This is a genomic window from Streptomyces sp. NPDC052064 (assembly GCF_055585925.1).
On record NZ_JBVJJE010000003.1, the window covers coordinates 538,220 to 556,228 of the forward strand.

Sequence of the window (18,009 nt, forward strand, 5' to 3'; positions counted from 1 at the left end):
GGGGCAAGGTACGCAGGCAGGACAGGAAAGAAGGCTGAAGTCCGAGATGAACGCAGACGGCCGTACCAGGCTCAACCAGACGTCCGAGTGGACGGCACTGGCCAAGCACCGCGAGGAGCTGGGCGACGTCCAGCTGCGCGAGGTGTTCGCCGCCGACTCAGGCCGCGGCACCGCGTACACCCTCCGGGTCGGCGACCTGTACGTCGACTACTCCAAGCACCTCGTCACCGGCGACACCCTGCGGCTGCTGCGCGAACTGGCCGCCGCCACCGACGTCTTCGGGCTCCGGGACGCCATGTTCCGCGGCGAGAAGATCAACACCACCGAGAACCGGGCCGTGCTGCACACCGCGCTGCGGGCGCCGCGGGACGCGGTCATCGAGGTCGACGGTGAGAACGTGGTGCCGGGCGTGCACGCCGTGCTCGACAAGATGGCCGACTTCGCCGACCGCGTCCGCTCCGGTGTATGGACCGGCCACACCGGCAAGCGCATCCGGAACGTGGTCAACGTCGGCATCGGCGGCTCCGACCTGGGTCCCGCGATGGCGTACGAGGTGCTGCGCGCCTTCACCGACCGCGACCTGACGGTCCGCTTCGTGTCGAACGTGGACGGCGCCGACCTGCACGAGGCGGTGCGGGATCTCGATCCGGCGGAGACGCTGTTCGTCATCGCCTCCAAGACCTTCACCACCATCGAGACGGTCACCAACGCCATGTCCGCGCGCGGCTGGCTGCTGGACGCGCTCGGTGACGAGGCCGCCGTCGCCAAGCACTTCGTCGCCCTGTCGACGAACGCCGAGAAGGTCGCCGAGTTCGGTATCGACATCGACAACATGTTCGAGTTCTGGGACTGGGTCGGCGGCCGTTACTCGTACGACTCCGCGATCGGTCTCGCCCTGATGATCGCCATCGGCCCGGACAACTTCCGGGAGATGCTCGACGGCTTCCGGATCGTCGACGAGCACTTCCGGACCGCGCCCGCCGAGTCCAACGTGCCGCTGCTGCTGGGCCTGCTGGGCATCTGGTACGGCAACTTCCACGACGCCCAGTCGCACGCGGTGCTGCCCTACAGCCACTACCTGTCCAAGTTCACCGCCTACCTCCAGCAGCTCGACATGGAGTCCAACGGCAAGTACGTCGGCCGGGACGGGCAGGAGGTGGAGTGGCAGACCGGGCCGGTGGTGTGGGGCACGCCGGGCACCAACGGACAGCACGCCTACTACCAGCTCATCCATCAGGGTACGAAGATCATTCCGGCGGACTTCATCGGCTTCGCGCGGCCGGTCGCCGAGCTGAGCGACGAGCTGAAGGCGCAGCACGACCTGCTGATGGCCAACTTCTTCGCCCAGACGCAGGCGCTCGCCTTCGGCAAGACCCCGGAGGAGGTGCGGGCCGAGGGCGTGCCGGAGGAGCTGGTGCCGCACAAGACGTTCCAGGGCAACCACCCCACGACCACGATCCTGGCGCCCGAGCTGACGCCGTCCGTCCTCGGCCAGCTGGTCGCCCTCTACGAGCACAAGGTGTTCGTGCAGGGCGCGGTGTGGAACATCGACTCCTTCGACCAGTGGGGCGTGGAGCTGGGCAAGGTCCTCGCCAAGCGCGTCGAGCCCGCGCTGACCGAGGGCGCCGAGGTCGAGGGCCTGGACCCCTCCACCAAGGCCCTGGTCGCCACGTACCGGGAGCTGCGCGGCCGGCAGTGACGAGCGGAGCGCCGGGCGGGAGGCGGATGGCGGCGCGCTGTCCGCCCGCCGCCCGGCGGCGCGCCCTCCGCTTCCCGTAGACTCCCGGACGATCATCACGGCGAGTGCTCGGGGGAGCGCGAAGTGGCACGCACACGCGGAAGTTGGACAGGCGGCACGCTGACGGTCCGGTCCGTCCTGAAGCCCCAGGACGTGGCGCGGGCGGTGTTCCACCCCGCGTGGATACCGCAGCCGCTCGATCCGTCCGTGGAGCGGCTGAAGAGGTTCCGGGTCATCGCCGGGGCGGTCGCGTCCCTCGGGGTCTACACCTTCATCGAGGGCGGCTTCGACTTCACGGAGCTGCTGGAGAACGCGATGACGGCCTCCGTCGTCCTGCTCTTCCTCACGCCGCTGACGGTCGGGGCGATGCTCTGGGTCTGGCGTCGCGGCGGCACGGTGCGGCAGCTGCGGGTGCCGCTGCTCAACTCCCTCCTGCTGCTCCTCCTGTTCGTCGGATGCGTGGCCGCCCTGCTGGGGCTGGTGCGGACGGTGAACGGGTCGCCGAACCCGGCCGTGATCATCGGGGTCGGCCTGACGATGATGTGGATGCTCATCTTCACGGCCTACGGGGCGGTGCGGGTCTCCGGCAACTTCTTCGGCACCGCTGCCACGCACCGCTGTCTGCCGCCGCTGCTCGCCATGGTGACCAGCTGGCTGGTGGCCGTCCCGGACCTCGTCACCGGTGATCTGCACGGGCTGAGCCTCACCCTGGGGATCGTCTTCATCCTGGGTGCTCCGGTGACGGTCACCGCCATCGCGCTGCTGGAGATGGGGCGGCTCAAGCGGCGGTACGGGATCAGGCTGAAGGCCCATCCGGCGACTCTGGCACCGGCGCCCGCACCCGGACCGGTCCCGCCGATGCCTTCGGGGATGCCCCCGGCGGGATCGCCGTACCTGCCGCCGCAGGGCAACCCGTACGGCCATCCCCACGCGCCGGGCGGGCAGCACCCGTACGCCCCGCACCCGCAGCCGCCGTACAACCCGCAGCACCCCTACCGGGGCTGACACCTGGAGCGGTCAGGACGTCAGGCGACGGCGCTCAGCGTGTCCGCGAGTCGGCGGCGGGCCGCGCGGGCCGCGGGTAGGGCGGCCAGTGCGGCCGCGCAGAGTACCGCCGCCGTCCCGAGCAGCAGCATCAGCGGGGCGGACGGGCCCTGGGCGATCCCGGCGCCGATGCCGCTCGACCGGCCCTGGGCGTCGATCAGCCAGTGGGCGAGCGGCAGGCCCAGGGCGGTGGCGGCGAGCACGGCCGCCAGTGCCGTACAGCCGGTGGCCGTGACCGTGATGCCCGTGATCTGCCGGGGGGACAGGCCGATGGCCTTCAGCGCGAGCAGGTCCCGTTCGCTCTCGCGGACGGTGCCGCCGATCGCGGTCAGCAGCTCGATGAGCCCGATGAGGGCGAGGACGGCGATCAGCCCGGCGACGACCGCGCGCAGCGGGGAGAGCCCGTCGGCGGGGTTGGTCACGATGTGCACGTCCAGGTGTCCGCGCCCGGCCGTGGCCAGCCGGTCGGCGACCTCCCGCGGGTCGGCACCGGGATCGAGGCGCAGCTCGTAGAGGGTCGGGCGGAGCCCGGGGTCGTTCGCGCGGAGGGTGTCGAGAGACGTGGAGATGACCCGTCCGGCGTTCTCCGGTTCGATGCTGCGGCCCACGATGTGCAGGATCTGCGGCTGGTCGCCGACCGTCATCCGCACCCAGTCGCCGACCCGCACGTCCAGCAGGTCGAGCAGTCCCTGCCCGGCCACGGCCTCGTCGGCGCCGCGGGCGGGGCGGCCCTCGGCGAGGGTGTACGGGTAGAGGTCCTGGTCGGTGCCGAGGCCGCGCAGGGCGATGGTCGCCGTCTGGCCCGGGACCAGGGCGGCCGTCTCGACGCCGGGGTAGGCGGCGGCCACCTCCGGGTCGCGTTCCAGGAGAGAGCGGGTCTGGCGCTCGTTCAGTCCGGCGTCGGCGCGGATGCTGAGGGCGGTCGGCAGGCCGATCTGTTCGGGCGTGCTGTGGAAGCGGTCGATGGTGGTCCACGCGCTCATCGCCACGACGATCAGCAGCAGGGGCAGCGTGAGGCGGGCGACGGTGGCGAGGGACCGGGCACGGCGGGCGAACGCCTTGTGCCAGCCCAGCACCAGCGCGGGCGGAATCCGCGCCCCGAGGGCGCGGCGCGCCAGGTCGGAGAGCTGCCCGGTCCGGGGAGCCGCGGGCCGCAGCCCGAGGACGCGGCGCAGGCCGCTGGTCAGCCGCCCACCGGGTGCGGCCGCCGCGCGCCGCGTTCCGAGGGCCCGGCCCGTCGCTCCGGACAACCGCCCGCCGAGCGCCGCCGTGGGCCGCTGTACCGGCACCGGCGGCACGCGTCCTGCCCGCCAGGCGGCCAGCCCGGTGGTCGCGCCGATGAACAGCACCGCGCCCACCGGGATCACGAACAGCGCCACGGTGTGCCCGGGCAGCCCCTGCCACACCCCGACCGCGTCCCCGAGCCGCCCCGGGATCCGGCTGCCCAGGGCCTCGGCCAGCGCGGCGGCGGCCACGGCACCCAGGAGGGCGTAGGCGAGGTGCTGGAGCAGGAAGATGCGGACCACCTGGCCAGGGGTGAAGCCGATCGCCTTCAGCACGGAGAGGTCCCGCAGGTGGCCGCGGATGCGGGTGCCGATCGCTCCGTGCACGGCGAGCCCGGCGGCGACCAGCGCGCCCAGCCCGAACAGGCCCAGCACCTGGCCGAGGAGCCGGTTGTCGCCCTGGGCCTCGGCGCGGGCCTGCTGCCAGGTGGACACCTCCCCGATCGCGGCGGCGCCCAGTACGGTCACGGCACGCTGGACGACGTAGGAGGTGTCGCCGGGATCCTTCAGCCGCAGCCCGATCACCTGTCCGCCGGGATCCGGCACGGCCGACGGCAGCGCCCACACCAGGCCCGGCTGCTCACCGGGCCGGTAGCGCGGCTCCGCGCTGTCGGCGAGACCCACGACGGTCAGTTCCCGGGCGGTGCCGGGCACGGTGAGGGTGTCGCCGGGCTCGGCCAGCAGCGCGCGGGCGAGGCGGCTCTCCAGGACCACACCGTTCGGGGTCGCGGGGTCCAGCCAGTGGCCGGAGACGACCGGCGGGCGACCGACGGACGGCCGTTCCGGAGTGCCGCGCAGCTCCACGGCGGCGCGGCTGCCGCGCGAGGCGACGGTGGTGGCGGCGGTGGGGTACGGGCCGGCGACGGTGTCGACACCGTCCAGCTCGGCCAGCTTCCCGGTGTCGGCCGCCTTGTCGGTGTGCAGCCACACGTGCGCGCCGTGCGACTGCGTGAACACCCGCTGCCAGGGATTGGTGGCGTATCCGAACAGGGCCGTGGCCAGCAGCAGGGAGGCGACGATGCCCGCGGTGGCGAGGACGAGGAACAGTGCCTCGCCGCGGTGCGTGCGCAGATCGGAGTGCGCCCAGCGCAGGGTGGCTCGCACGGGCCTCAGTCCCTCGTCCCGCAGGGGGCGCGGTGGCCGTGAACCCGGCTTCCGCACAGGGCGCGGTCGTCGTACACCCGCATGTCAGTCCCTGAGCTCCAGCACACCGGATATGCCGGAGCGGCGCGGCGGTGTGCCGCCGTCGAGTTCCGCGTCGTCGGCGATCCGGCCGTCGAAGAAGCTGATCACCCGGTCCGCGGCGCTCGCCAGCCGCGCGTCATGGGTGACCAGCAGGATCGTCTGGCCGCGCTGGTGGAAGCGGGTCAGCAGCCGCATCACCTCGCGGGTGCCCTTGCTGTCGAGGCTGCCCGCGGGTTCGTCGGCCAGCAGCAGCGGGGGATGGTTGACCAGGGCCCGGGCCAGGGCGACCCGCTGCTGCTCACCGCCGGACAGTTCGCCCGGCATACTGCGCTCCTTGCCCGTCAGGCCCAGTTCGGCCAGTAGCTGCTCCCGCTCGGCCCGGGCCCGCTTCGGCGAGGTCCCGGCGAGCAGGGCGGGCAGCTCCACGTTGTCGGCGACGGACAGGCTGGACACGAGGTTGAAGAACTGGAAGACGATCCCGATCCGCTTCCTGCGCTCCACCGCCCAGCGGGCCTCGCTGTAGGTGTCGGTGCTCTCGCCGTCGAGCCAGATCCTGCCGGCGTCGGGCCGCTGGAGGCCGCCGAGAAGATGCAGCAGCGTCGACTTTCCGGCGCCGGACGGGCCGGTGATCGCCACGAACTCGCCGGGCCGTACGCACAGGTCGACCCCGCGCACGGCATGGGCGGGCGCGCCCTCGCCGTGGTGGGTCTTCACCAGCCCCTCGGCGCGCAGCACAGGAGCGGGACGGTCGTCGCTCACTCCAGCTCCTCCAGCTCTTCCTGGCACCGCTCCAGCCAGTCGAGATCGGCTTGCAGGTGCAGCATCGCGCCCTCGATCAGCAGGTGGGCGATGCGGTTGTCGCGGTCTTCGGCGGCGGCCAGCCTCGACAGCTGCCGCATGGTGTTCAGATACTGACGCCGCTGGTGGTTGATCAGGGAGAGCTGGTCGGCGAGCCCGGTCTGCGGAGCGAGCGCCAGCTTCATGAAGAACTCGTCCCGCACCCGCGGCTCGTCCTCGGGCTCCTCGAACCAGGCGCGCAGCGCCTCCCGCCCGGCGTCGGTGAGGTGGTAGACCTTCTTGTTGGGCCGGCTGGACTGCGCCACGTCCTCGCCCTCGATCAGTCCCGACTTCTCGAGGCGGCCGAGGGTCACATAGATCTGGCCGACATTCGGCTGAGGGTACGCGGAGCCCAGCAGTTGCTCAAGGTCCTGCTTGAGCTCGTAGCCGTGGGCGGGTCCGCGGGCGAGGAGAGCCAGGAGGGGCAGGCGCACGCGTGCAGTCCTCCTGTCCGGTCCAATGTGCTCCAGGCCCTAGTATCGCCCATACCTAACAGGTATACATGGCCTCTGTTCCGGGCGAAGGTGCCCGTCGCCGGTGTACAGGGAGGAACCTATGCGGTGGATCCATGCCGCGGGTAGGGGCCTTCTCGTTCTCGTCGTGGTCCTGACCGGTTATGTTGCTGCCGGCGCACAGGCGGGCGAGCCTGCCGGCAGCGGCCGTGGACCGCTCACCCTCGCCACCGCCGGAGACCTTACCGGCTACCTCGGTCCCCTGCTGGAGGGCTGGAACCGCACCCACCCCGGCGAAAAAGTGACCCTCGTCGAGCTGCCGGACTCCGCCGACGAGACCCAGGCCCAGATGGCCACCGACCTGCGCGACGGCGACCGCAGCCGGTTCGACGTGCTCAACATCGACGTCAACTGGACCTCGGAGTTCGCCGCGGCGGGCTGGATCCGACCGCTGCCCCGCGACCGCTTCCCCCTGAAGACCTTCCTCCCGCCGGTCGTGGACACGGCGACCTACGACGGACAGCTCTACGCCGTCCCGTACGTCACCAACGCCGGCCTGCTCCTCTACCGCAAGGACATCCTCGCGAAGGAGGGCGTGCAGCCGCCGCGCACCTGGGCGGAACTGGAGCGGTACGCGAAGACCATCGCCCCGAAGTACGGCCTCGACGGCTACGCCGGGCAGTTCCTGCCGTACGAGGGCCTCACCGTCAACGCGGCCGAGGCCGTCTACTCGGCGGGCGGCTCGATCCTCGGCGACGAGGGCGAGCGCGTCACCGTCGACTCGGCGGCGGCCCGTGAGGGCATCGGCTTCCTGGCGCGCGGCGTGCGCGAGGGCTGGATCCCGAAGGCAGCGCTGACGTACAAGGAGGAGGAGTCCAAGCAGGCCTTCCAGGACGGCCGGCTGCTCTTCCTGCGGAACTGGCCGTACGCCTACGTCGGCGCCTCCGCCCCGGGCTCCGAGGTCGCCGGGAAGGTCGGCGCCGTACCCCTGCCGGGACCGGACGGGCCCGGGACGAGTGTCCTCGGCGGCTCCAACCTGGCCGTCAGCGCGCACGCGCGGCACCCCGACTCGGCCGCCCGCCTGATCGCCTACCTCACCAGCGAGCGCGTCCAGCGCCAGGTCCTCACGCGCGGCGCGCTGCCGCCCGTCCGGGCCGATCTCTACGAGGATCCCGCGCTCATCCGCAGGTTCCCCTACCTGCCGACCCTGCGGGAGAGCGTGCGCACCGCCGAGCCGCGCCCCAAGAGCCCGCGGTACGACCAGGTCAGTCTGGTGGTGCAGGCGGTCGTGCACGACGCGATGGCCGGGCACGAGACGCCGGCGGCGGCGGTGCGGCGTCTGGCGCGGGAGCTCGCCGTCATCTCGCGCCGGTAGCGCTTCTACATACTTGTTAGGTAACACGGACGTCTCATCTGGCCGAGATATGTCCGTTAAATGCCTGATTCCACCATTTCAACTCCTCGGTAGCTTCCGCCTTTTCATTGACACCCTCTCGACATGCCTACTTAACATGCATGCATAACCGCTGCCCTCCTCAGAGACAGGTCGATGGGTTGAACAGGCACCACTGGTGGCGTGACGCAGTGATCTATCAGGTGTACGTCCGCAGCTTCCTGGACAGCACCGGCGACGGTGTCGGCGATCTCGCCGGAGTCCGGGCCGGGCTGCCCTATCTGAAGAAGCTCGGCGTCGACGGGATCTGGCTGAGCCCCTTCTATCCCTCGCCGCAGCACGATCACGGCTACGACGTGGCCGACTACTGCGACGTCGACCCGCTCTTCGGCGACCTCGACGAGTTCGACCTGCTGGTGGGTGCCGCGCGGCGGCTCGGCATCAAGGTGCTGCTCGACATCGTCCCGAACCACTGCTCCAGCGAGCACCCCTGGTTCCGCGAGGCGCTCGCGGCCGAGCCCGGCAGCCCGGCCCGCGCCCGCTTCCACTTCGCCGACGGCCGCGGCCCGGACGGTGCCGAGCCGCCCAACAACTGGCACTCCATGTTCGGCGGCCCCGCCTGGAGCCGGGTGACCGAGCCGGACGGACGGCCCGGCCAGTGGTACCTGCACATGTTCGCGCCCGAGCAGCCCGACTGGAACTGGCGCAACCCGGAGATCGCCGCCGAGTTCGACCGGATCCTCCGCTTCTGGCTGGACCGGGGCATCGACGGCTTCCGCATCGACGTCGCGGCCGGCCTCTTCAAGCACCCGGAGCTGCCCGACTCGGACGACCCGGAGGCCGACGCCCGCACCCGCGACTCGGTCAACCCGCTCGCGTGGAACCAGCCCGAGGTCCACGACGTGTGGCGGCGCTGGCGCTCCATATGCGAGGAGTACACCGAGCGCGACGGCTTCGAACGCCTGCTCGTCGGCGAGGTCTCCGTCCCGACCGCACGCGAGCACGCGCGGTACGTCCGCCCCGACGAACTGCACCAGGCCTTCTTCTTCGACCTGCTCAGCGCCCCCTGGGACCCGGACGCCTTCCGGAAGGTCATCTCCGAGGCCATGCAGGACATCGCCGGCACCGGCTCGACCGTCACCTGGGTCCTCAACAACCACGACCAGGTACGCACCGTCACCCGCTACGGCGAACCCGCGACCGAGGGCAGTGGCCTCGGCGCCGCCCGCGCCCGGGCCGCCGCGCTGCTGATGCTGGCGCTGCCCGGAGCCGCCTATATCTACCAGGGCGAGGAGCTCGGCCTGCCCGAGGTCGTGGACCTGCCCGACGACGTGCTCACCGACCCGATCTTCCGCCGCACCGGCAGCCGGGCCCGCATCCGCGACGGCTGCCGGGTGCCGCTGCCCTGGTCGGGCCAGGCCTCGCCGTTCGGCTTCACCCCGGGCGTGGAGAGCGCCAAGCCGTGGCTGCCGCAGCCGGAGTACTTCGCCGAGTACGCCACCGACCGGGCCCTCGCCGACACCCGATCCTTCTGGCACCTGTACCGCGACGGCCTCCAACTGCGCGCCGCTCTGCCCCAGTTGGGTGAGGGCACACTGCGCTGGCTGGACTCGCCGCCCGGCGTCCTGGCCTTCACTCGCGGTGACGACCTGGTGTGCGCCGTCAACTTCGGTACGGCCCCCACCCCCGCGCCGGTCTCCGGCACCCCCCTGCTCGCCAGCGGCCCCTGCGCGCCCGGAGTGCTCTCCGGCTCGACGGCCGCCTGGTGGATCCGTTCCTGAACGTCCGCAAACGCCCGCGAGTCAACCCCGCAAGTCAATTCCCCGAAGGGACATCAACGATGATGCGACGACGTACCACCCTGCTCACCGGCTGCACCGCCCTCGTCCTGGCGCTCGGCGCGACCGCCTGCGGCGGCGGCCCCGTCGCGGCCGGCGGCGGCGACAAGGCGCTCGACGGCCAGACCATCACCGTGGCCGGTGTCTGGTCCGGCACCGAGCAGAAGAACTTCCAGAAGGTCCTGGACGCCTTCACCGAGAAGACCGGCGCCAAGACGCAGTTCGTGTCCACCGGCGACAACGTCTCCACCGTCGTCGGCAGCAAGATCGAGGGCGGCAACGCCCCCGACGTCGTGATGGTCCCGCAGGTCGGCGTGCTGAAGCAGTTCGCGCAGAAGGGCTGGCTCAAGCCGCTGTCGAAGAAGACCGAGCAGTCCGTGGACGCCGGGTACGCCCCCGTGTGGAAGGAGTACGGCAGCGTCGACGGCACCCTCTACGGCCTCTACTTCAAGGCCGCCCACAAGTCGACCGTCTGGTACAGCCCCGACGCCCTCGCCCAGGCCGGGGTGAAGCCCCCGAAGACCTACGACGAGATGCTCAAGGCCGGGCAGACCGTGTCCGACTCCGGTCTCGCCGCGTTCTCCGTCGCCGGGCAGGACGGCTGGACCCTCACCGACTGGTTCGAGAACGTCTACCTCTCCCAGGCCGGACCGGAGAAGTACGACGCCCTCGCCGCGCACAAGCTGAAGTGGACCGACGCGTCCGTCGTCGACGCCCTCACCACGCTCGGCAAGCTCTTCAAGGACAAGCAGCTCATCGCCGGCGGCCAGAAGGGCGCCCTGAACACCGACTTCCCCGGCTCGGTGGAGAAGGTCTTCGGGCCGGAGCCCGAGGCCGGCATGGTCTACGAGGGCGACTTCGTCGCCGGCGTCGCCAAGGACCAGTTCGGCAAGAAGGTCGGCGAGGACGCCGACTTCTTCCCGTTCCCGGCGGTCGCCGGTGGCGAGGCGCCTGTCGTCAGCGGCGGTGACGCGGCCGTCGTCCTCAAGGACGGCAAGAACCAGAAGGCCGCCCAGGCGCTCCTGGAGTTCCTGGCTACCCCGGAGGCGTCGGCCGTGTGGGCGGAGGCGGGCGGCTTCCTCTCCCCGAACAAGAAGCTCGACCTCGCCTCCTACGGCGACGACGTCACCCGGGCCACCGCCAAGTCCCTCGTCCAGGCCGGGGACTCGGTCCGCTTCGACATGTCCGACCAGGCCCCCGCCTCCTTCGGTGGCACCAAGGGCACCGGCGAGTGGAAGCTGCTCCAGGACTTCCTGCGCGACCCGTCCGACCCGAAGGGCACCGCCGCGAAGCTGGAGGCCGCGGCGGCCAAGGCGTACCAGGACTGATCCGCCATGACAGCGACCCTCGTCAAAGAGACGAACCCCCCACCGCCCGTCACGGTCGCCGACCGCACACGGCGGCTGCGGCGGCGCGGCAAGATCATCGCCCTGCTGTTCGTGCTGCCCGCGCTGCTGCTGCTCGGCGCGCTCGTCGTCTACCCCGTGCTGTTCAGCGTCGGTCGCAGCTTCTTCGACGCCTCCGGGACGACCTTCGTCGGCGGTGACAACTACGCCGAGATGTTCCGCGACCCGGCGACCCTCACGGCCGTCCGCAACACGGCCATCTGGGTCGTCGTGGCCCCGACCCTGCTGACCGGACTCGGACTGATCCTGGCCGTCCTGGTGGAGAAGGTCCGCTGGGCCACCGCCTTCAAGCTGCTCCTCTTCATGCCGATGGCGGTCTCCTTCCTCGCCGCCGGCATCATCTTCCGGCTCGCCTACGACGAGGACCCGGACAAGGGCGTCCTGAACGCCGCGGTCGTCTCCGTCCACGACGCCTTCAAGGCGGAGTCCTCGTACCCGACGGCCCGAGCGCGCGACGGGCAGGGCCTGACGAAGGACAAGGACGGTTCGTACCGCACGAGTACGAGCGTGTCCCCGGGCGACGCGGTGGCACTGGGCCTGGTCGGCGTGCTGCCCGACGACCTGCCGGGTGGGACCGCGCCCGCGTACGCGGCGGCGCGGCAGAAAGCCGCCCCCGACGAACTGCGCGGCGTGGTCTACCTGGACTTCACGCCCGGCGGGGGAGGGGAACAGGGCAAGGTCGACCGGCGGGAGAGCGGACTGCCGCAGATGAAGGTCGAGGCGGTGCGCGACGGCAAGGCCGTCGCCACGGCGACCACCGCGTCCGACGGCTCCTTCCGCTTCGAGGGACTCGAGCCGGGCTCGTACGCGGTGAAGCTGCCGTCGTCCAACTTCGCCCCGCCCTACGAGGGGGTCTCCTGGCTCGGACCGGCACTCGTCACACCGGCGATCATCGGGGCCTACCTGTGGATCTGGACCGGTTTCGCCATGGTGCTGATCGGGGCGGGCCTGTCGACGCTGCCGCGGGACGCGCTGGAGGCGGCGCGGATGGACGGCGCGAACGAGTGGCAGATCTTCCGGCGGATCACGGTGCCGCTGCTGGCACCGGTGCTGACGGTCGTGTTCATCACCCTCGTCATCAACGTGATGAAGGTCTTCGACCTCGTCTACATCATCGCGCCCGGGCCGGTGCAGGAGGACGCGACCGTGCTCGCGACGCAGATGTGGCTGGTGTCGTTCGGCGGCGGCAACAACCAGGGGCTCGGCAGCGCGCTCGGTGTGCTGCTCCTGCTGCTGGTGGTTCCGGCCATGGTGTTCAACGTCCGCCGTTTCCGAAGGGGTCAGCGATGAACGCGGTTCGGCGCGGGTTGGGCAACGGGGTCGTCCAGGCCTTCCTCGTGGTGGTCGGCCTGGTGTGGATGACGCCGCTGGCCGGGCTGTTCCTGTCCTCGCTGCGGTCCGCCGAGGACACGGCGAAGGGCGGCTGGTGGACGATGTTCACCAGTCCCGGGCAGCTGTCCTTCGACAACTACTCCTCGCTGTTGCAGAACTCGGGCATCACGCAGGCGTTCTGGAACACGGTGCTGATATCGGTGCCTACGACGGTGCTGGTCGTGGTGATCGCGGCGCTCGCGGGCTACGCGTTCGCGTGGCTGGACTTCCCCGGGCGGGAGACGATCTTCCTCGTCGTGGTCGCGCTGCTGGTGGTGCCCGTGCAGATCGGGCTGCTGCCGGTCGCGAAACTGTTCGGGCAGTTGGGGCTGTTCGGCACGATCCCCGGTGTCGTGCTGTTCCACGTGGCCTACGGCCTGCCGTTCGCGGTGTTCCTGCTGCGGAACTACTTCGCCGAGATGCCGAAGGAGATGCTGGAGGCGGCTCGGATGGACGGCGGCAGTGAATGGCGTATCTTCACGCGCCTCGTCCTGCCCGTGGGGCGGCCGGCGATCGCCTCCCTGGCCATCTTCCAGTTCCTGTGGGTGTGGAACGACATGCTGGTGGCGTTGCTGTTCGCGGACAGTTCCTCGCAGCCGTTGACGGTGGAACTCCAGTCGCAGATACGGCAGTTCGGGAGCAACATCGATGTCCTGGCGCCCGGGGCGTTCGTGTCCCTGGTCGTGCCTGTCGTCGTGTTCTTCGCGTTCCAGAGGCACTTTGTGCAGGGGGTCATGGCCGGGTCGGTCAAGTAGCCGCTGTCCCAGGGGGCTCCGCCCCCTGGACCCCCGCCTATGCCCACCCGCCACCCGAAACCGCCCTTGAAGGGGGCAACTCGCGAGGGCTGACCGCTTCGGGTGGTGGGTGGGCGCAGGCACGGGGCCCAGGGGGCGGAGCCCCCTGGTTACCTCAAGCCGAAGCCGGCGGATACAGCGAACGCGGCAGTTGGGAAGCCGCCGCCCCGTCCAGCAGCCACAGCGTCCGGCTGCGGCCGTACGCACCTGCCGCCGGCGCCTGGATCTCCCCCGCGCCGGAGAGCGCGATCGCCGCGGCCTGGGCCTTGTCCTCACCCGCGGCCAGGAGCCACACCTCCCGCGCCGAACGGATCGCCGGCAACGTCAGCGTCACCCGCGTCGGCGGCGGCTTCGGCGCGCCGTGGACGCCGACCACCGTGCGGTCGGTCTCCCTGACCGCCGGCAGCTCCGGGAACAGCGACGCGACGTGCGTGTCCGGCCCGACCCCCAGCATCAGCACGTCGAACGTCGGCACGGGCCCGTGGTTCTCCGGGCCTGCCGCCCGCGCCAGTTCCTCCGCGTACGCGGCCGCCGCCGCGTCCACGTCGGTGCCGTAGGGGCCGTCCGACGCGGGCATCGCGTGCACTCGCTTCGGGTCCAGCGGCACCGAGTCGAGCAGTGCTTCCCTCGCCTGCGTGACATTGCGCTCGGGATCGCCCTCGGGCAGGAACCGCTCGTCGCCCCACCAGAGGTCGAGCCGGCTCCAGTCGACGGCGTCCCGGGCGGGCGCCGCGGCCAGCGCGGCCAGCAGGCCGTTGCCGTTGCGGCCGCCCGTCAGGACCACGGACGCCGAACCCCGGGAGGCCTGCGCGTCCACGATCCTGGTGATCAGCCGGGCCGCCGCGGCCTGCGCCATCAGCTCCTTGTCGCGGTGGACGACGAGCTGCGGTGCCGTACTCACTTCGTTGTCGCCTTCCGTACCGGTTCCAACTTGGGCGGTTCCCGCTTCACCGGTGCCTCCGCCGTCGCTTCCGAAGCGGGTGCTTTCGCAGCCGTTTCGACGGGAGCGGGGAGGGCGAGTCGTGCTCGCTCGCCGCTTTTGGGCTCTCCTTTGGCCACCGGCTCTTCCTTCGCCGCCTGAGCCGGCCAGGACGCCTTCAGCCGGTCCACCCCATACCGCAGCGCCGAGGCGTACGTGTCGTCCGGATCCAGCCGCCGCAGCTCCTCCGCGATCAGCTCGGCCGTCTCCCGGCGCTTGAGCGCCACTCCACGGTCCGGCTGACCCTCGATGGAGAGGGTCGCGAGGGACCCGTCGGCACGGTCCAGGGTGATCGCGCCGCAGTTGGTGTCCATGCGGACCGCCGTCAGACCGGGGCCCCCGGACAGCGAGCGCTTCACGGGGACGTCCAGCCGGTCCGCGAGCCACATCGCCAGCAGCTCGCAGCTCGGGTTGAACTCCTCACCCTCCACCTCGACGGCCCTGACCTCGCAGGTGACCTGGTCGAGGGCGGCCGCCAGCATGGAACGCCAGGGCGTGATGCGGGTCCAGGACAGGTCCGTGTCGCCGGGGGTGTAGGTCCCGGACCGGGTGGCCAGGTCCCGGACCGGCTGCTCGGAGGCGTAGGTGTCGGTGACGCGGCGCTGGGCGAGGGCACCCAGGGGGTCCTTCGCCGGGTCGAGCGGCGCGTTCACCGGCCACCACACCACCACCGGAGCGTCCGGCAGCAGCAGCGGCAGCACCACCGACTGGGCGTGGTCGGCGACCTCGCCGTACAGCCGGAGCACCACCGTCTCGCCGGTGCCGGCCTCCGCGCCCACCCGGACCTCCGCGTCGAGGCGGGACTGCGTACGGTCGCGGGGCGAGCGGGAGACGCGCTTGATGACCACGAGCGTGCGCGAGGGGTGCTCGTGCGAGGCGTCGCTCGCGGCCTTCAGCGCGTCGTAGGCGTTCTCCTCGTCCGTCACGATGACCAGTGTGAGCACCATGCCGACGGCAGGGGTGCCGATCGCCCGGCGCCCCTGCACCAGCGCCTTGTTGATCTTGCTGGCAGTGGTGTCGGTCAGGTCTATCTTCATGGCCGCCGCCAGCTCCGTCCGTGTCGCTCGAGCATTTCGTCCGCCTCGACGGGCCCCCAGGTACCGGCCGGGTACTGGGCGGGCTTGCCGTTCTCGTCCCAGTACTCCTCGATCGGGTCGAGGATCTTCCAGGACAGCTCGACCTCCTCGGTACGCGGGAAGAGGTTCGAGTCTCCGAGGAGAACGTCCAGGATGAGACGCTCGTACGCCTCCGGGCTGGACTCCGTGAAGGACTCGCCGTAGGCGAAGTCCATCGACACGTCCCGGATCTCCATCGACGTGCCGGGGACCTTCGAGCCGAAGCGGACCGTCACGCCCTCGTCCGGCTGGACGCGGATGACGATCGCGTTGGAGCCGAGCTCCTCGGTGGCGGTGGTGTCGAAGGGGGAGTGCGGGGCCCGCTGGAAGACGACCGCGATCTCCGTGACGCGGCGGCCCAGGCGCTTGCCGGTGCGCAGGTAGAAGGGGACGCCCGCCCAGCGGCGGTTGTCGATCTCCAGCTTGATCGCGGCGTAGGTGTCGGTCTTCGAGGAGGCGTCGATGCCGTCCTCCTCCAGGTAGCCGCGCACCTTCGTGCCGCCCTGCCACCCGGCCGCGTACTGGGCGCGTACGGTGTCCCGGCCCATGTCCTTGGGCAGCTTCACCGCGCCGAGCACCTTGGTCTTCTCGGCGGCCAGCGCGTCCGCGTCGAAGGAGGCCGGCTCCTCCATGGCGGTGAGCGCCAGGAGCTGGAGCAGGTGGTTCTGGATGACGTCACGGGCGGCGCCGATGCCGTCGTAGTACCCGGCCCGGCCGCCGATGCCGATGTCCTCGGCCATGGTGATCTGCACGTGGTCCACGAGGGACCGGTTCCAGATCGGCTCGAACATCGTGTTGGCGAAGCGCAGCGCCAGGATGTTCTGGACGGTCTCCTTGCCCAGGTAGTGGTCGATGCGGAAGACCTGGTCCGGGGCGAAGACCTCGTGGACGACCTTGTTGAGTTCCTCGGCCGACTTCAGGTCGTGCCCGAACGGCTTCTCGATGACCGCGCGCCGCCAGGAGCCGCCCTTCTGGTCGGCCAGCCCGTGCTTCTTCAGCTGCTGGATGACCACCGGGAAGGACTTCGGCGGCACGGACAGGTAGAAGGCGAAGTTGCCGCCCGTGCCCTGTGCCTTGTCCAGTTCCTCGATCGTGGAGCGCAGCCGCTCGAACGCGTCGTCGTCGTCGAACGTGCCCTGCACGAAGCGCATGCCCTGGATGAGCTGCTGCCAGACCTCTTCACGGAAGGGCGTGCGGGCGTGCTCCTTGACCGCGTCGTGGACCTCCTGTGCGAAGTCCTCGTGCGCCCACTCGCGGCGGGCGAAGCCCACGAGCGAGAAGCCCGGCGGCAGCAGACCCCGGTTGGCGAGGTCGTACACGGCGGGCATGAGCTTCTTGCGGGACAGGTCGCCCGTGACGCCGAAGATGACCAGGCCCGACGGCCCCGCGATACGCGGGAGCCGTCGGTCCGCGGGGTCACGCAGCGGGTTGCTGCTCGACACCTGTTCAGCCCTCCGAGGGGGCGAGGCGCTGAAGCTCGGCCTCGGTCGACTTCAGCAGGTCGGTCCAGGACGCCTCGAACTTCTCGACGCCCTCCTCCTCCAGCAGCCGCACCACGTCGTCGTACTTGATCCCGAGCCTCTCGACTGCGTCGAGGTCGGCGCGGGCCTGCTCGTACGTGCCGACGACGGTGTTGCCGGTGATCTCGCCGTGCTCCTCGGTGGCGTACAGGGTCGCCTCCGGCATGGTGTTCACCGTGTTCGGCGCGACCAGCTCGGTGACGTACATGGTGTCCTTGTACGCCTTGTCCTTCACGCCGGTGGACGCCCACAGCGGACGCTGCTTGTTGGCGCCCGCCTTCTCCAGGGTGTTCCAGCGGTCCGAGGAGAAGACCTCCTCGTACGCCTGGTAGGCCAGACGGGCGTTCGCGATGGCGGCCTTGCCGCGCAGAGCCCTGGCCTCGTCGGTGCCGAGCGCGTCGATCCGCTTGTCGATCTCGGTGTCGACGCGGGAGACGAAGAACGACGCCACCGAGTGGATCTGCGACAGGTCCAGGCCGCGCTCCTTGGCCTTCTCCAGGCCGGTCAGGAACGCGTCCATGACCAGGCGGTAGCGCTCCAGCGAGAAGATCAGCGTGACGTTGACGCTGATGCCCAGGCCGATGGTCTCGGCGATGGCCGGGATACCCGCCTCGGTCGCCGGGATCTTGATGAGGGTGTTGGGCCGGTCCACCAGCCAGGCGAGCTGCTTGGCCTCGGCGACCGTCGCCCGCGTGTTGTGCGCCAGCCGCGGGTCGACCTCGATCGACACCCGGCCGTCCTTGCCGCCGGTGGCGTCGAAGACGGGGCGCAGGACATCGGCGGCGTCGCGGACGTCCGCCGTGGTGATCATGCGGATGGCCTCTTCGACGGTGACCTTGCGGGCGGCGAGGTCGGTCAGCTGCGTGTCGTAGCCGTCGCCCTGCGAGATCGCCTTCTGGAAGATCGACGGGTTGGTCGTGACGCCCACGACGTGCTGCTGGTCGAGCAGCTCGGCGAGGTTGCCGGACGTGATCCGCTTGCGCGACAGGTCGTCCAGCCAGATCGCCACGCCTTCCTCGGAGAGGCGCTTGAGTGCGTCTGTCATGGAAATTCC

The 18,009-nt window shown here is 70.9% G+C and carries 14 protein-coding genes; 7 read left to right on the forward strand and 7 right to left on the reverse strand.

Annotated elements, in window-relative coordinates:
• Nucleotides 1-46: 46 nt before the first annotated feature.
• Both pgi and ACZ6TU_RS10320 read left to right on the forward strand, forming a co-directional pair.
• Nucleotides 47-1,699: a glucose-6-phosphate isomerase gene (pgi, locus tag ACZ6TU_RS10315; protein WP_469547726.1), complete on the forward strand. Its 1,653-nt coding sequence runs from the start codon at nucleotides 47-49 to the stop codon at nucleotides 1,697-1,699.
• Between the two features lie 123 nt (nucleotides 1,700-1,822).
• Nucleotides 1,823-2,743, forward strand: coding sequence for a DUF3824 domain-containing protein (locus ACZ6TU_RS10320; protein ID WP_469547728.1), 921 nt, complete (start codon nucleotides 1,823-1,825; stop codon nucleotides 2,741-2,743).
• 20 nt (nucleotides 2,744-2,763) lie between these two features.
• Here the strand turns inward: ACZ6TU_RS10320 and ACZ6TU_RS10325 are convergent, their stop codons facing one another.
• The 3 genes from ACZ6TU_RS10325 to ACZ6TU_RS10335 all read right to left on the reverse strand — a co-directional run bounded on the left by ACZ6TU_RS10325 (nucleotide 2,764) and on the right by ACZ6TU_RS10335 (nucleotide 6,521).
• Nucleotides 2,764-5,169, reverse strand: coding sequence for an ABC transporter permease (locus tag ACZ6TU_RS10325; protein WP_469547729.1), 2,406 nt, complete (start codon nucleotides 5,167-5,169; stop codon nucleotides 2,764-2,766).
• Nucleotides 5,170-5,253: 84 nt separating this feature from the next.
• Nucleotides 5,254-6,009, reverse strand: a complete 756-nt coding sequence (locus tag ACZ6TU_RS10330) for an ABC transporter ATP-binding protein (protein ID WP_467673891.1) — start codon at nucleotides 6,007-6,009, stop codon at nucleotides 5,254-5,256.
• Nucleotides 6,006-6,521: a PadR family transcriptional regulator gene (locus ACZ6TU_RS10335; protein WP_469547731.1), complete on the reverse strand. Its 516-nt coding sequence runs from the start codon at nucleotides 6,519-6,521 to the stop codon at nucleotides 6,006-6,008. Before ACZ6TU_RS10335 ends, ACZ6TU_RS10330 begins: the two co-directional genes overlap by 4 nt.
• 121 nt (nucleotides 6,522-6,642) lie before the next feature.
• Here ACZ6TU_RS10335 and ACZ6TU_RS10340 point away from each other — a divergent pair, with 121 nt between their 5' ends.
• The 5 genes from ACZ6TU_RS10340 to ACZ6TU_RS10360 all read left to right on the forward strand — a co-directional run bounded on the left by ACZ6TU_RS10340 (nucleotide 6,643) and on the right by ACZ6TU_RS10360 (nucleotide 13,302).
• Nucleotides 6,643-7,914, forward strand: coding sequence for an ABC transporter substrate-binding protein (locus tag ACZ6TU_RS10340; protein WP_469547733.1), 1,272 nt, complete (start codon nucleotides 6,643-6,645; stop codon nucleotides 7,912-7,914).
• 140 nt (nucleotides 7,915-8,054) lie between these two features.
• On the forward strand, nucleotides 8,055-9,713 hold the full coding sequence (locus ACZ6TU_RS10345; RefSeq protein WP_467673885.1) for a glycoside hydrolase family 13 protein: 1,659 nt from the start codon (nucleotides 8,055-8,057) through the stop codon (nucleotides 9,711-9,713).
• Between the two features lie 59 nt (nucleotides 9,714-9,772).
• Entirely contained in the window at nucleotides 9,773-11,098 is a 1,326-nt protein-coding gene (locus ACZ6TU_RS10350) for an ABC transporter substrate-binding protein (RefSeq protein WP_467673883.1), read from the forward strand.
• A gap of 6 nt (nucleotides 11,099-11,104) precedes the next feature.
• The gene (locus ACZ6TU_RS10355; protein WP_469547735.1) at nucleotides 11,105-12,466 is read left to right on the forward strand and encodes an ABC transporter permease subunit; all 1,362 of its coding nucleotides are present in this window, start codon (nucleotides 11,105-11,107) and stop codon (nucleotides 12,464-12,466) included.
• On the forward strand, nucleotides 12,463-13,302 hold the full coding sequence (locus ACZ6TU_RS10360; RefSeq protein WP_469547736.1) for a carbohydrate ABC transporter permease: 840 nt from the start codon (nucleotides 12,463-12,465) through the stop codon (nucleotides 13,300-13,302). The genes ACZ6TU_RS10355 and ACZ6TU_RS10360 overlap by 4 nt, the downstream gene beginning before the upstream one ends.
• Nucleotides 13,303-13,456: 154 nt before the next feature.
• Here ACZ6TU_RS10360 and pgl read toward each other — a convergent pair whose 3' ends face one another.
• The 4 genes from pgl to tal are packed head-to-tail and all read right to left on the reverse strand — an operon-like array spanning nucleotide 13,457 to nucleotide 18,000.
• Nucleotides 13,457-14,242 (reverse strand): 6-phosphogluconolactonase, encoded by a 786-nt coding sequence (gene pgl, locus ACZ6TU_RS10365; RefSeq protein WP_467673877.1) that lies wholly within the window; start codon nucleotides 14,240-14,242, stop codon nucleotides 13,457-13,459.
• A complete protein-coding gene (opcA, locus tag ACZ6TU_RS10370; RefSeq protein WP_469547738.1) occupies nucleotides 14,239-15,357 on the reverse strand; it encodes a glucose-6-phosphate dehydrogenase assembly protein OpcA in 1,119 nt (372 codons plus the stop codon). Before opcA ends, pgl begins: the two co-directional genes overlap by 4 nt.
• Entirely contained in the window at nucleotides 15,354-16,877 is a 1,524-nt protein-coding gene (gene zwf / locus ACZ6TU_RS10375; protein WP_467673874.1) for a glucose-6-phosphate dehydrogenase, read from the reverse strand. Before zwf ends, opcA begins: the two co-directional genes overlap by 4 nt.
• 4 nt (nucleotides 16,878-16,881) lie before the next feature.
• The gene (tal, locus tag ACZ6TU_RS10380) at nucleotides 16,882-18,000 is read right to left on the reverse strand and encodes a transaldolase (protein ID WP_467673872.1); all 1,119 of its coding nucleotides are present in this window, start codon (nucleotides 17,998-18,000) and stop codon (nucleotides 16,882-16,884) included.
• Nucleotides 18,001-18,009: the final 9 nt, after the last annotated feature.